We start from the raw sequence: 14,784 nt of genomic DNA on the forward strand, positions 1-14,784 counted from the left end.
ACCCCCGCCTCGGACATTGCCCCAGGCGGGGGTTGGGGCCGGAGCCGATTTGCACGAGGGCCGAACGTCCAGTAAGTTGACGACACCGCCCGATGAGCCCGAGGGCCATCGTGCCCGCTCAACTGGGGCCGAGGGGCGGTCATTTCAACCCACAGGAAGCTGTTAGGGTTGGAACACACCGAAGGGAAACGCCCGGAGAGGCTCGAAGGAGTCTTGAAGGTAGTGTCCGTTCTTTGAGAACTCAACAGTGTGCCAAGTAATCGATGCCAAGTGTTTGATGTAGTGACACAGCAGTAAGCGAGGCAGACTCGTTTCTGTGATGCATCATGTATGCATTTACGGAGAGTTTGATCCTGGCTCAGGACGAACGCTGGCGGCGTGCTTAACACATGCAAGTCGAACGATGATCCGGTTTCGGCCGGGGATTAGTGGCGAACGGGTGAGTAACACGTGGGCAATCTGCCCTGCACTCTGGGACAAGCCCTGGAAACGGGGTCTAATACCGGATAGTACCTTCGGGCGCATGCCTGTTGGTGGAAAGCTCCGGCGGTGCAGGATGGGCCCGCGGCCTATCAGCTTGTTGGTGGGGTGATGGCCTACCAAGGCGACGACGGGTAGCCGGCCTGAGAGGGCGACCGGCCACACTGGGACTGAGACACGGCCCAGACTCCTACGGGAGGCAGCAGTGGGGAATATTGCACAATGGGCGCAAGCCTGATGCAGCGACGCCGCGTGAGGGATGACGGCCTTCGGGTTGTAAACCTCTTTCAGCAGGGAAGAAGCGAGAGTGACGGTACCTGCAGAAGAAGCGCCGGCTAACTACGTGCCAGCAGCCGCGGTAATACGTAGGGCGCAAGCGTTGTCCGGAATTATTGGGCGTAAAGAGCTCGTAGGCGGCTTGTCGCGTCGGATGTGAAAGCCCGGGGCTTAACCCCGGGTCTGCATTCGATACGGGCAGGCTGGAGTTCGGTAGGGGAGATCGGAATTCCTGGTGTAGCGGTGGAATGCGCAGATATCAGGAGGAACACCGGTGGCGAAGGCGGATCTCTGGGCCGATACTGACGCTGAGGAGCGAAAGCGTGGGGAGCAAACAGGATTAGATACCCTGGTAGTCCACGCCGTAAACGGTGGGCACTAGGTGTGGGCGGCATTCCACGTCGTCCGTGCCGTAGCTAACGCATTAAGTGCCCCGCCTGGGGAGTACGGCCGCAAGGCTAAAACTCAAAGGAATTGACGGGGGCCCGCACAAGCGGCGGAGCATGTGGCTTAATTCGACGCAACGCGAAGAACCTTACCAAGGCTTGACATACACCGGAAACATCCAGAGATGGGTGCCCCCTTGTGGTCGGTGTACAGGTGGTGCATGGCTGTCGTCAGCTCGTGTCGTGAGATGTTGGGTTAAGTCCCGCAACGAGCGCAACCCTTGTCCTGTGTTGCCAGCACGCTCTTCGGGGTGGTGGGGACTCACGGGAGACTGCCGGGGTCAACTCGGAGGAAGGTGGGGACGACGTCAAGTCATCATGCCCCTTATGTCTTGGGCTGCACACGTGCTACAATGGCCGGTACAATGAGCTGCGATACCGCAAGGTGGAGCGAATCTCAAAAAGCCGGTCTCAGTTCGGATTGGGGTCTGCAACTCGACCCCATGAAGTCGGAGTCGCTAGTAATCGCAGATCAGCATTGCTGCGGTGAATACGTTCCCGGGCCTTGTACACACCGCCCGTCACGTCACGAAAGTCGGTAACACCCGAAGCCGGTGGCCCAACCCCTTGTGGGAGGGAGCCGTCGAAGGTGGGACTGGCGATTGGGACGAAGTCGTAACAAGGTAGCCGTACCGGAAGGTGCGGCTGGATCACCTCCTTTCTAAGGAGCACAGTGCCGCATGCAAGCAAGTGTCTTGCACGGCCAGCTCATGGGTGGAACATCGATTACGCATCACGGCGCACTGTTGGGTGTCTGAGAGTACGGGCATGTGAGTGTCTGTTTCTCTTATGGGTTGTTGTTTGAGAACTGCACAGTGGACGCGAGCATCTGTGGCCAAGTTTTTAAGGGCGCATGGTGGATGCCTTGGCACCAGGAACCGATGAAGGACGTGGGAGGCCGCGATAGGCCCCGGGGAGCTGTCAACCGAGCTGTGATCCGGGGGTGTCCGAATGGGGAAACCCGGCAGTCGTCATGGGCTGTCACCCGCTGCTGAATGTATAGGCGGTGTGGAGGGAACGCGGGGAAGTGAAACATCTCAGTACCCGCAGGAAGAGAAAACAATAGTGATTCCGGGAGTAGTGGCGAGCGAAACCGGATGAGGCTAAACCGTTTGTGTGTGATACCCGGCAGGGGTTGCGCGGGCGGGGTTGTGGGAGTTTACGTGACTGGTCTGCCGGCTGGTCGGCGAGTGAGAAACCGCATATGTAGACGAAGGGCATGCGAAAGGCCCGGCGTAGAGGGTAAGACCCCCGTAGTTGAAATGTGTGCGGCTCGTTGTGAACCACCCAAGTAGCACGGGGCCCGAGAAATCCCGTGTGAATCTGGCGGGACCACCCGCTAAGCCTAAATATTCCCTGGTGACCGATAGCGGATAGTACCGTGAGGGAATGGTGAAAAGTACCGCGGGAGCGGAGTGAAAGAGTACCTGAAACCGTGTGCCTACAAGCCGTGGGAGCGTCGCGTCGTGCACCTTGTGTGCATGGCGTCGTGACTGCGTGCCTTTTGAAGAATGAGCCTGCGAGTTAGCGGTGTGTAGCGAGGTTAACCCGTGTGGGGTAGCCGTAGCGAAAGCGAGTCCTAGCTGGGCGTTTGAGTTGCACGCTCTAGACCCGAAGCGGGGTGATCTAGCCATGGGCAGGGTGAAGCGGCTGTAAGAGGTCGTGGAGGCCCGAACCCACCAGGGTTGAAAACCTGGGGGATGACCTGTGGTTAGGGGTGAAAGGCCAATCAAACTCCGTGATAGCTGGTTCTCCCCGAAATGCATTTAGGTGCAGCGTCGTGTGTTGCTTGCCGGAGGTAGAGCTACTGGATAGGCGATGGGCCTTACCGGGTTACTGACCTTAGCCAAACTCCGAATGCCGGTAAGTTGAGCGCGGCAGTGAGACTGCGGGGGATAAGCTCCGTGGTCGAGAGGGAAACAGCCCAGAGCATCGACTAAGGCCCCTAAGCGTATGCTAAGTGGGAAAGGATGTGGAGTCGCAGAGACAACCAGGAGGTTGGCTTAGAAGCAGCCATCCTTGAAAGAGTGCGTAATAGCTCACTGGTCAAGTGATTCCGCGCCGACAATGTAGCGGGGCTCAAGCGTACCGCCGAAGTCGTGTCAGCAGCACAGATAGCCTTAACGGGTGTGTTGTTGGGTAGGGGAGCGTCGTGTGCCGGGTGAAGCCGCACCGGAAGGTAGTGGTGGACGGTTCGCGAGTGAGAATGCAGGCATGAGTAGCGATACACACGTGGGAAACGTGTGCGCCGATTGACTAAGGGTTCCTGGGTCAAGTTGATCTGCCCAGGGTAAGTCGGGGCCTAAGGCGAGGCCGACAGGCGTAGTCGATGGATAACCGGTTGATATTCCGGTACCCGCTGTGAAGCGCCAAACATCGAATCAGGTGATGCTAAGCCCGTGAAGCCCCCTGTCTGATCCTTCGGGTGAGGGTGGGTGTGGTGGAGCCGGTGATCCGAGCTTGTAGTAGGTGAGTGATGGGGTGACGCAGGAAGGTAGTCCAGCCCGGGCGGTGGTTGTCCCGGGGTAAGGGTGTGGCCCGTTGTGCAGGTAAATCCGTGCAACATGAGGGTGAGACCTGATGCCGAGCCGATTGTGGTGAAGTGGATGATCCTATGCTGTCGAGAAAAGCCTCTAGCGATGTTTCATGGCGGCCCGTACCCTAAACCGACTCAGGTGGTCAGGTAGAGTATACCGAGGCGTTCGGGTGAACTATGGTTAAGGAACTCGGCAAAATGCCCCCGTAACTTCGGGAGAAGGGGGCCGCTTCTGGTGATCCGTTTTACGCGGGGAGCTGGGGGTGGCCGCAGAGACCAGCGAGAAGCGACTGTTTACTAAAAACACAGGTCCGTGCGAAGCTGTAAGGCGATGTATACGGACTGACGCCTGCCCGGTGCTGGAACGTTAAGGGGACCGGTTAGTCATTCTTCGGGGTGGCGAAGCTGAGAACTTAAGCGCCAGTAAACGGCGGTGGTAACTATAACCATCCTAAGGTAGCGAAATTCCTTGTCGGGTAAGTTCCGACCTGCACGAATGGCGTAACGACTTCTCGACTGTCTCAACCATAGGCCCGGTGAAATTGCATTACGAGTAAAGATGCTCGTTTCGCGCAGCAGGACGGAAAGACCCCGGGACCTTTACTATAGCTTGATATTGGTGTTCGGTTCGGCTTGTGTAGGATAGGTGGGAGACTGTGAAGCGGCCACGCCAGTGGTTGTGGAGTCGTCGTTGAAATACCACTCTGGTCGTGTTGGATGTCTAACCTGGGTCCGTGATCCGGATCGGGGACAGTGTCTGGTGGGTAGTTTAACTGGGGCGGTTGCCTCCTAAAGAGTAACGGAGGCGCCCAAAGGTTCCCTCAGCCTGGTTGGTCATCAGGTGGTGAGTGTAAGTGCACAAGGGAGCTTGACTGCGAGACTGACGGGTCGAGCAGGTGCGAAAGCAGGGACTAGTGATCCGGCGGTGGCTTGTGGGAGCGCCGTCGCTCAACGGATAAAAGGTACCCCGGGGATAACAGGCTGATCTTCCCCAAGAGTCCATATCGACGGGATGGTTTGGCACCTCGATGTCGGCTCGTCGCATCCTGGGGCTGGAGTCGGTCCCAAGGGTTGGGCTGTTCGCCCATTAAAGCGGCACGCGAGCTGGGTTTAGAACGTCGTGAGACAGTTCGGTCCCTATCCGCTGCGCGCGTAGGAGTCTTGAGAAGGGCTGTCCCTAGTACGAGAGGACCGGGACGGACGGACCTCTGGTGTGCCAGTTGTTCTGCCAAGGGCATGGCTGGTTGGCTACGTTCGGGAGGGATAACCGCTGAAAGCATCTAAGCGGGAAGCCTGCTTCGAGATGAGGACTCCCACCCCCATGAGGGGTTAAGGCCCCCTGTAGACGACGGGGTTGATAGGCCGGATCTGGAAGCCCTGTGAGGGGTGGAGGTGACCGGTACTAATAGGCCGAGGGCTTGTCCATAGCTGCTTGCGTCCACTGTGTTGTTCCCAGACAACAAACCGTTGTTGTCGGGTTGGCTTGAGTTTGTTCACTTAACTGAAGAGTGTGCTTGTTCGCTGACCCTTTGAGGGTTTCGGTGGTTATAGCGTTGGGGAAACGCCCGGTCTCATTCCGAACCCGGAAGCTAAGCCCGACCGCGCCGATGGTACTGCATGGGGGACCGTGTGGGAGAGTAGGTCACCGCCGAACAATCTTTAGTACTCAACCCCCGGACACCGTCCGGGGGTTGAGTCATTTCCGGGGTCCTTTCCCAGGGCCCTGTCTCCTACTCGCCGTTCCCGTTCATCTGGCCCGGCACCCGCATCGTCAGGATCGCCATGTCGTCCGACGCCGGCTCCGCCGCGAAGCGTTCCACCGTGCGCAGCACCCGCGCTGCCACCGCGCCAGCCGTCAGGCCCGTGCATGTCGTGAGGACGTCGATCAGGCCCTCGTCGCCGAGCATGCGGGTGCCCTCGCGGCGTTCCGTCACGCCGTCCGTGACGCACAGGAGGACGTCGCCCGGGTCGAGGACCAGTTCTTCGCTGTGGAGCTCCAGGTCGTCCATGACGCCCAGCAACGGCTGGGATTCCGTGGCCTGTTCCACCGTGCCGTCGGGGCGCAGGCGGAGCGGGGGCGGGTGACCGGCGCAGACGGTCTTGAGGACGGCGCTGCCGTCCGGCTGGGGCCAGAGCTCGCCGTAGAGGAGCGTCAGGAAGCGGCCGCGGGCGCCCTCGTCGAGGATGGCGGCGTTGAGGCGCTCCAGTACCGCCGGGCCGCCGAAGCCCTCGCGGGCCAGCAGGCGCAGTGCGTGCCGGGCCAGGCCCGTGACGGCGGCGGCTTCCGGGCCCGTACCGCAGACGTCTCCGATGGCGAAGCCGTAGGTGCCGTCCCGGATCTCGAAGAGGTCGTAGAAGTCGCCGCCGACCTCGTTGCCCTCGCCCGCGGGGCGGTAGATGACCTCGACCTCGACGCCGGGGATGTCCGGCAGGCCCGGAGGCAGAAGGCTGCGCTGCAGGGACTGGCTGATGGTGGTGCGCTCGGAGTAGAGGCGCGCGTTGTCGAGGGCCAGGGCCGCCCGGCGGGAGAGGTCCTCGGCGAGTTCGAGGATCTCCTGGCGGAAGTGCTCGTCGGTCGGCTTGCCGAGGACGAGCATGCCGATGACGCGGTTGCGGGCGACGAGCGGCAGCACAACGGTTTCGCCACCGACGGTCGCCGCCGTGGCGAGGGAGGTCTCGGCGTCCTCGGCGAGGGTCGTGTTGCCCACGATGCTGAGGCTGAGGAACGAGCTGCGCATCGCCAGCGTGTGCGCCGCGTCGCCCGGCCCGCGCCACTGGCGGGCGCCGGGGACGAGGACGGCGTCGGGCGGGTCGATGCGGGAGAGAAGGGCGCGCAGGTCGTCGATGCGGTCCTCGTCCTCGTGCAGGACGTAGCTGAGTTCGGGCTCGGCCTGTTCCGGGAGGGTGTAGACGGCGCACCAACTGGCGAGCGTGGGGACGATCATCTGGGCCATCAGGGCCAGCGTCTGGTCCCGGTCCAGGGTGCCGGCGAGCAGGTCGGAGGCTTCGACGAGGAAGGACAGGGAGCCGCGGCGCAGCCGTTCCAGCTCGCCGAGGCGGGCGGACTCGACGGCGAGCGCGATGCGGTCGGCGGCGAACTGGAGGCGTAGCGCTTCCTCGTTGGTGTAGCGGCCGGGCACCTCAGCGGCGACGCCGAGGGAGCCGGTGAGGCGGCCTTCGACCTTCAGCGGTACGGAGACGACGGAGCGCATGCCGGTGGCCGCCAGCAGGGGTACGGCGTCGGGGTCGGCCATGAGGTCTTCGTGGACGGACGGGAGGCGGGCGGAGCCGTAGCGTCCGGTGCCGGTCTCGACGGGGACGCGGGCGAACCGCTGGCGGGCGGAGGGCAGCCCCGTGGAGGCCCGTACCTCCAGCTCGGTCTCGTCGTCGGTGGCGAGCAGCAGGTACGCGGCGTCGGCGGCGAGCATGTCGCGGGCGCGCTCCACGGTGCGCTGGAGCAGGCCGTCGAGGTCGTCGGGCGAGGGGGTGCCGATGAACGCCTCGAAGGAGTCGCCGCCGGGGAAGCCCCTGGCGCGGCCCTCGCTGCCGTGGCTGTCGCCCGCGGGGGTGCGCAGCGGGGTCTGCAGGATGGCGCGTTCGCGGTCGCGGACCATGAGGCAGATCGTGGACGGGTCGCCGGCCGAGTTGCGCAGGCGCATGTGCGAGGCGTAGACGGGGGTGACGCGCCCGTCGTTGCAGCGGATGCCGTACGAGCCCTCCCAGCGGGAGAGTTGGAGCGCCTCGACCAGTCCCGTGCCGGTGCCGGGGGTGTGCGGCCAGGCGGCAAGGTCGCCGAGGGGCTTGCCGATGACCTTCTCCGGCTCGTAGCCGAAGAGGTCGTGGGCGTCGTCGTTCCACTCGCTGACGAGGCCGCCGCGGTCGATGCGGACGACGGCGACGCGGATACGCTCCTCGGCCAGCGGCAGCTCGTCGACGGGCAGCTCGGGGCCGGCGGCGCGGGTGCCTGCGGGCGGGTCCGCGACGGAGAGCTGGAACCAGACGCGCTTGTGCTCCGCGGTGTAGTCGACGCCCCAGCGGCTGGCGAGGGCGGCGCAGAGCATCAGGCCGCGGCCGCCTTCGCGGTCGAGGGGCGTGGGCTGGAGCTGGGGGCTGTGCAGCGGCAACTCGCGCTCTGCGTGCCGGTCGGCGACCTCGACCCGTACCGCGTCTGCCATTCGGATACAAAGGACATCTACTGCCGTACCAGCATGAATTATGGCGTTCGTCACAAGTTCGCTGGTCAGTACGACGGCGTCGTCTGTAGCCTCGGGATAGCCCCAGCCCTGGAGGGTGTCGCGGACGAAGGTCCTGGCCGCGGCGACGGAGCGCCCGACCGGCTCGAAGGTGGCCGCAGCCCGCGCGGTGGTCACCAGCTCTCCTCTCGATGTGCCACTCTCCCGGCTGAAGGGATGGACGGCGGATGCCAGGGTACTTACCTTCACCCTGCGGACAGATGCCGGATCCTTCTCTTAACACTCGGAAAGTGCGCCTTAGCCGCCGAACTGTTATGGCCTGCCAGGGCCGGGGTGAAACACTGGGAAGGCTTCGGAGGGAGCCCGAGGCGAACGTCGACCCTGCGGGAGGGACACAGTGCAGTCTGACGCGAGCGCGCCGGGCGTGAGTCCGCGCACGAAGGGCGGACGCTCCCGGACGCCCTCCGGGACCACACAGGTCGATACGGCCTCGCTGTATCGCCTGCTCGGCGCCCTGGAGTCGATGCGCGACGGCAACTTCCGCAAGCGCCTGCGGGTCGGCGGCGACGGAGTGATGTCGGAGATCGCCGAGGTCTTCAACGAGGTCGCGGAGCGTAATCTGCACGTCACCGGCGAGCTGTCGCGGGTGCGGCGCATGGTCGGCCGCGAGGGCAAGCTCGCGGAGCGGCTGTCCGCGGGGCCCTGCGAGGGGTCGTGGGCGGCGGCGGTCGACGCGTCGAACGCGCTCGTGGACGATCTCGTACGCCCCCTGGCCGATGTCGGCAGGGTGCTGACGGCGGTGGCGGACGGCGATCTGCAGCAGCGCATGGATCTGCGGCCGCAGGGCCAGGACGGCGCCCCGCACCCGCTGCGCGGCGAGGTGCTGAAGATGGGCCGCACGGTCAACGGGCTGGTGGACCAGCTCTCCGTGTTCACGGACGAGGTGACCCGGGTCGCCAGCGAGGTCGGCACCGAGGGGAAGCTCGGCGGCCAGGCGAAGGTGCGCGGGATGTCCGGGTCCTGGAAGGACCTCACGGACTCCGTGAACACCATGGCGTACCGGCTGACGGCCCAGGTCCGCGACATCGCCCTGGTGACCACGGCGGTCGCCAAGGGCGACCTGTCCCGCAAGGTCACCGTGCACGTCGACGGCGAGATGCTGGAACTGAAGAACACCGTCAACACGATGGTGGACCAGCTCTCCGCGTTCTCCTCCGAGGTGACCCGGGTGGCCCGCGAGGTGGGCACCGAGGGCGAGCTGGGCGGGCAGGCGCAGGTCGAGGGCGTCGGAGGGGTGTGGAAGGACCTCACGGACAGCGTGAACCTGATGGCGGGCAACCTGACCGCCCAGGTGCGCGGCATCGCGCAGGTCACCACCGCGGTCGCCAACGGCGACCTGTCGCAGAAGGTGACCGTCAGCGCGCGCGGCGAGGTCGCCCAGCTCGCGGACACGATCAACACGATGACCGAGACGCTGCGCACCTTCGCCGGCGAGGTGACGCGCGTGGCCAGCGAGGTCGGCGCGGAGGGCCGGCTGGGCGGGCAGGCGCAGGTGCCCGGCGCGGCGGGCATCTGGAAGGACCTCACCGACTCGGTGAACACCGCCTTCTCCAACCTCACCCGGCAGGTGCGCGAGTTCGCGCAGGTGACGACGGCGGTCGCCAACGGCGATCTCTCGCAGAAGGTCACGGTGGACGTCTCCGGCGAGATGCTGGAACTGAAGAACACCGTCAACACCATGGTCGACCAGCTCTCCTCCTTCGGCGCCGAGGTCACGCGGGTCGCCCGCGAGGTCGGCGTGGAGGGCGAACTGGGCGGCCAGGCGCAGGTGGCCGGGGCCGCGGGTACGTGGAAGGACCTGGTCGACTCGGTCAACACGGCGTTCCGCAACCTGACCGGCCAGGTCCGCAACATCGCGCAGGTGACGACGGCGGTCGCGAACGGCGATCTGTCGCAGAAGGTCACGGTGGACGTCTCCGGCGAGATGCTCCAGCTCAAAAACACCGTGAACACGATGGTGGACCAGTTGTCCTCCTTCGCCGACCAGGTGACGCGGATGGCGCGGGACGTGGGCACGGAGGGCCGCCTCGGCGGCCAGGCGCGCGTCGAGGGCGTCTCGGGTACGTGGAAGGACCTCACCGACTCCGTCAACTCGATGGCGAGCAACCTGACCGGTCAGGTCCGCAACATCGCCCAGGTGACGACGGCCGTGGCGCGCGGCGACCTCTCGCAGAAGATCGAGGTCGACGCCCGCGGCGAGATCCTGGAGCTGAAGAACACCGTCAACACCATGGTCGATCAGCTCTCTTCCTTCGCCGAGCAGGTCACGCGGGTGGCGCGCGAGGTGGGCACGGAGGGCAGGCTCGGCGGGCAGGCCCGGGTGCAGGGCGTCGCCGGCGTCTGGCGGGACCTGACCGATTCGGTCAACTTCATGGCCGGCAACCTGACCGGCCAGGTCCGCAACATCGCCCAGGTCGCGACGGCGGTCGCGCGCGGCGACCTCTCGCAGAAGATCGACGTGGACGCGCGCGGGGAGATCCTGGAGCTGAAGAACACCATCAACACGATGGTGGACCAGCTCTCGTCCTTCGCGGACCAGGTGACCCGGGTCGCCAGCGAGGTCGGCACCGAGGGCAAGCTCGGCGGCCAGGCGGAGGTGCAGGGCGTCTCCGGTACGTGGAAGGACCTCACCCAGTCCGTCAACTCGATGGCGAACAACCTCACCAACCAGGTGCGCAGCATCGCCGAGGTCACCACCGCGGTGGCGCGCGGCGACCTGTCCAAGAAGATCACCGTCGACGCGCGGGGCGAGATCCTCGAACTCGTGACGACGGTGAACACGATGGTCGACCAACTGTCGTCGTTCGCCGAGCAGGTCACGCGGGTGGCGCGCGAGGTGGGCACGGAGGGCCAGCTCGGCGGCCAGGCGCGGGTGCGCGGGGTCTCGGGCATCTGGAAGGACCTCACCGACAACGTGAACCAGATGGCGGTCAACCTGACCAGCCAGGTGCGCAACATCTCCCAGGTCGCCACGGCCGTCGCCAACGGCGACCTGACCCGTACGGTCACGGTCGAGGCGCGCGGCGAGGTCCAGCAGCTCGCGGCCACCGTCAACACCATGGTCAAGACGCTTTCGTCGTTCGCCGCCGAGGTCACCCGCGTCGCCCGCGAGGTCGGCACGGACGGCCGGCTCGGCGGCCAGGCCCGCGTGCCGGGTGTCTCGGGTACGTGGAAGGACCTCACCGAGTCCGTGAACTCGATGGCGTCCAACCTCACCAACCAGGTGCGGAACATCGCCATGGTGACCACCGCGGTGGCCAGCGGCGACCTGTCGAAGAAGATCGACGTGGCCGCGCAGGGCGAGATCCTGGAGCTGAAGACCACGATCAACACGATGGTCGACCAGCTCTCGTCCTTCGGTGACGAGGTGACCCGGGTCTCGCGGGAGGTGGGTACCGAGGGCCGCCTCGGCGGGCAGGCGCGGGTGCCCGGCGTCTCCGGGATCTGGAAGGACCTCACGGAGTCGGTCAACCTGATGGCGAACAACCTCACCAGTCAGGTGCGGCAGATCGCCCAGGTGGCCACGGCGGTGACCCGCGGCGATCTGAACCTCAAGATCGACGTGGACGCCTACGGCGAGATGATGGAGCTGCAGGACCACATCAACACGATGATCGTGAAGCTCCGTGAGACGACCATCGCCAACAAGGAGCAGGACTGGCTCAAGGGCAACCTCGCCCGTATCTCCGGCCTGCTGCAGGGCCGCCGTGACCTCGCCGACGTGGCGCGGCTGATCATGAGCGAGCTGACCCCGGTGGTCGCCGCGCAGCACGGCGCGTTCTTCCTCGTGCAGCGCACCGGCGCCGAGGCCGTCGTGGAGATCGGCGCGGCCAGCGGGGACGACGCGTACGAGCTGCGCATGATCGGCTCGTACGGGCACTCCGGGAACGAGCTGCCGCACATCCTGCGGCCCGGCGAGACGCTGGTGGGCACCGCCGCGCAGGAGCGGCGCCCGATCGTCGTCGAGAACGTCCCCAAGGGCTATCTGAAGATCGCCTCGGGGCTCGGCCAGGCGCCGCCTGCGCACGTCATCGTGCTCCCGCTGATCTTCGAGGGCCGGGTGCTGGGCGTGGTGGAGCTGGCGTCGTTCCAGCCGTTCACCCAGATCCAGAAGGACTTCCTCGGCCAGATCGCCGAGGTCATCGCCACCAGCGTCAACACCATCAGCGTCAACTCCAAGACCGAGGTGCTGCTCAGCCAGTCCCAGGAGCTGGCCGCGCAGTTGCGCGACCGGCAGGGCGAGCTGGAGGTGCGGCAGAAGGCGCTCCAGGAGTCGAACGCGGAGCTGGAGGAGAAGGCCGAGCTGCTGGCCCGGCAGAACCGCGACATCGAGATCAAGAACGTGGAGATCGAGGAGGCCAAGCAGGGCCTGGAGGAGCGGGCGGAGCAGCTCGCGGTCTCGATGCGGTACAAGTCCGAGTTCCTGGCGAACATGTCGCACGAGCTGCGCACGCCGCTGAACTCGCTGCTGATCCTGGCGAAGCTGCTCGCCGACAACGGCGACGGGAACCTGACGCCCAAGCAGGTGGAGTTCGCCGAGACGATCCACGGCGCGGGCTCGGACCTGCTGCAGTTGATCAACGACATCCTCGACCTGTCGAAGGTCGAGGCGGGCAAGATGGACGTGAGCCCCACCCGGATCGCGCTGGTGCAGCTCGTCGACTACGTGGAGGCGACGTTCCGGCCGCTGACGGCGGAGAAGGGCCTGGACTTCTCGGTACGGGTCTCGCCGGACCCGCCGGCGACGCTCAGCACCGACCAGCAGCGGCTGCTGCAGGTGCTGCGCAACCTGCTGTCGAACGCGGTGAAGTTCACCGACAGCGGCGCGGTGGAGCTGCTGATCCGCACCGCGAAGGACGACGTGCCGCAGGCCATCAAGGAGCAACTGCTGGAGCAGGGCGCGCTGCGCGACCCGGACGCCGAGCTGATCGCGTTCTCGGTCACGGACACGGGGATCGGTATCCCGTCGAACAAGATGGGCGTGATCTTCGAGGCGTTCAAGCAGGCCGACGGCACGACGAGCCGGAAGTACGGCGGCACGGGCCTGGGGCTGTCGATCAGCCGGGAGATCGCCCGGCTGCTGGGCGGCGAGATCCACGTCGACAGCGAGCCGGGCCGCGGCTCGACGTTCACGCTGTACCTGCCGCTGCACCCGGCCGAGCTCCCGGCCCCCGGGCTGCCGGGCACGGGCGGCGCCGTCACGGGCGCGCTCGCGGCGGGCCTGGAGCAGGCCGAGGCGGCGAAGGCCGCCGCCGATGCCGACGTCGAGGCGCTGCCTTCGGGACGTACGCGGAAGTCCTCTGACGGGCGCTCAGGCGCCTCGGGGCCGCCCGCGGGACCCACGACGGGCGAGACGGGCGCGCGGGACGCCTCGGGGGCGTCTGGGGCCCTTTCCGGCGCCCTCTCGGTGAACGGCGGCCTGGAGCGGGCGGAGCCGCAGCGGTCGGCGTCGCCGCGCTTCAAGGGCACGTTCCGCGGCGAGAAGGTGCTCATCGTCGACGACGACATCCGCAACGTCTTCGCGCTGACGAGCGTGCTGGAGCAGCACGGGCTCGCGGTGCTGTACGCGGAGAACGGCCGCGAGGGCATCGAGGTGCTGGAGCAGCACGAGGACGTGGCCGTGGTGCTGATGGACATCATGATGCCGGAGATGGACGGCTACGCCACGACCGAGGCGATCCGCCGGATGCCGCAGTTCGCCGGGCTGCCGATCATCGCGCTGACGGCCAAGGCGATGAAGGGCGACAAGGAGAAGAGCATCGAAGCGGGCGCATCGGACTATGTGACCAAGCCGGTGGATACCGACCGATTGCTGGCCGTAATGGCCGGTTGGATGAGCGGAGAGTAGTCAAATCGCCGTGAATTCCTGCTCTTTGATGACTCAGTGTGTCCAAATGCGTGTGAGAACGCAGGATTCCGGGAACCAAACTGATCGCAGGCGCGTTGTCGCTGAGTATGCAGTGACAACTCGGTGACAGGGTGTGGCGAGTCTCGGGGTGTGGATACGATGACCGGCACGAGGGCGGGCGGCACGGTGGGCGCGTCTTTGGCGACGAGGACCGGCACACCGCCGGGGCGAGGAGGGCAGGCCATGGTGCAGAAGGCCAAGATTCTCCTGGTCGATGACCGGCCGGAGAATCTGCTGGCGCTGGAGGCCATCCTTTCCGCGCTGGATCAGCACCTGGTCCGGGCGTCGTCCGGGGAGGAAGCGCTCAAAGCGCTGCTGACCGAGGACTTCGCGGTGATCCTGCTCGACGTGCAGATGCCGGGCATGGACGGGTTCGAGACCGCGGCGCACATCAAGCGCCGCGAGCGCACCCGCGACATCCCGATCATCTTCCTCACGGCCATCAACCACGGCCCGCACCACACGTTCCGGGGCTATGCCGCCGGAGCCGTCGACTACATCTCCAAGCCCTTCGACCCCTGGGTGCTGCGGGCGAAGGTCTCGGTCTTCGTCGAGCTGTACATGAAGAACCTGCAGTTGCGCGAGCAGGCGGGCCTGCTGCGGCTGCAGCTCGAAGGCGCCCAGAAGGCCAACGGCGACGGGGCCGCGCAGACCGGGCTGCTCGCCGAGCTGTCCGCCCGGCTCGCCGCCGCGGAGGAGCAGGCCGAGGCGCTGTCGAAGCAGCTCAGCGGGGCGAACGCGGAGTCCGCCGTGGTCGCCACCGCCGCGCATCTGGAGCGGAAACTCACCGGGCTGCGCAAGGCGATCGACGCCCTGGAGCCCGGCTCCCGCCCCGACGCGGAGTAGCCGGGCCGCCCGGCGGGGCGCGGGTGCGCGGAGGATGCG

At 65.8% G+C, this 14,784-nt stretch carries 3 protein-coding genes and 3 rRNA genes; 5 read left to right on the plus strand and 1 reads right to left on the minus strand.

What is annotated here, in order from left to right; all coding sequences use genetic code 11:
- Nucleotides 1-335: 335 nt before the first annotated feature.
- From OG946_RS28685 to rrf, 3 genes are all read left to right on the plus strand, one after another.
- Nucleotides 336-1,863, plus strand: a 16S ribosomal RNA gene (locus tag OG946_RS28685).
- 172 nt (nt 1,864-2,035) lie between these two features.
- Nucleotides 2,036-5,164 (plus strand): 23S ribosomal RNA (locus OG946_RS28690).
- A 111-nt stretch (nt 5,165-5,275) separates the two neighbouring features.
- Nucleotides 5,276-5,392: ribosomal RNA gene (rrf, locus tag OG946_RS28695) — 5S ribosomal RNA — on the plus strand.
- The 16S, 23S and 5S rRNA genes sit together here, the layout of an rRNA operon.
- Before the next feature lie 76 nt (nt 5,393-5,468).
- On the opposite strand, the gene OG946_RS28700 is transcribed toward rrf, so the two are convergent.
- Nucleotides 5,469-8,108 carry a SpoIIE family protein phosphatase gene (locus OG946_RS28700; protein ID WP_326798864.1) on the minus strand — a complete coding sequence of 880 codons (2,640 nt, stop codon included), beginning with the start codon at nt 8,106-8,108 and terminating at the stop codon, nt 5,469-5,471.
- Nucleotides 8,109-8,454: 346 nt separating this feature from the next.
- On the opposite strand from OG946_RS28700, the gene OG946_RS28705 reads away from it, so the two are divergent.
- Both OG946_RS28705 and OG946_RS28710 read left to right on the plus strand, forming a co-directional pair.
- Nucleotides 8,455-13,839 (plus strand): HAMP domain-containing protein, encoded by a 5,385-nt coding sequence (locus tag OG946_RS28705; RefSeq protein WP_326800390.1) that lies wholly within the window; start codon nt 8,455-8,457, stop codon nt 13,837-13,839.
- Between the two features lie 243 nt (nt 13,840-14,082).
- Entirely contained in the window at nt 14,083-14,745 is a 663-nt protein-coding gene (locus OG946_RS28710) for a response regulator (RefSeq protein WP_326798865.1), read from the plus strand.
- Nucleotides 14,746-14,784: the final 39 nt, after the last annotated feature.

The sequence above is a fragment of the Streptomyces sp. NBC_01808 genome (genome assembly GCF_035917395.1).
Taxonomy (GTDB): domain Bacteria; phylum Actinomycetota; class Actinomycetes; order Streptomycetales; family Streptomycetaceae; genus Streptomyces.

What these genes read in the sequence shown, in the direction of transcription:
- OG946_RS28705 (WP_326800390.1), top strand. Translation starts at nt 8,455, where the DNA reads ATGCGCGACGGCAACTTCCGCAAGCGCCTGCGGGTCGGCGGCGACGGA.
- OG946_RS28710 (WP_326798865.1), top strand. Translation starts at nt 14,083, where the DNA reads ATGGTGCAGAAGGCCAAGATTCTCCTGGTCGATGACCGGCCGGAGAAT.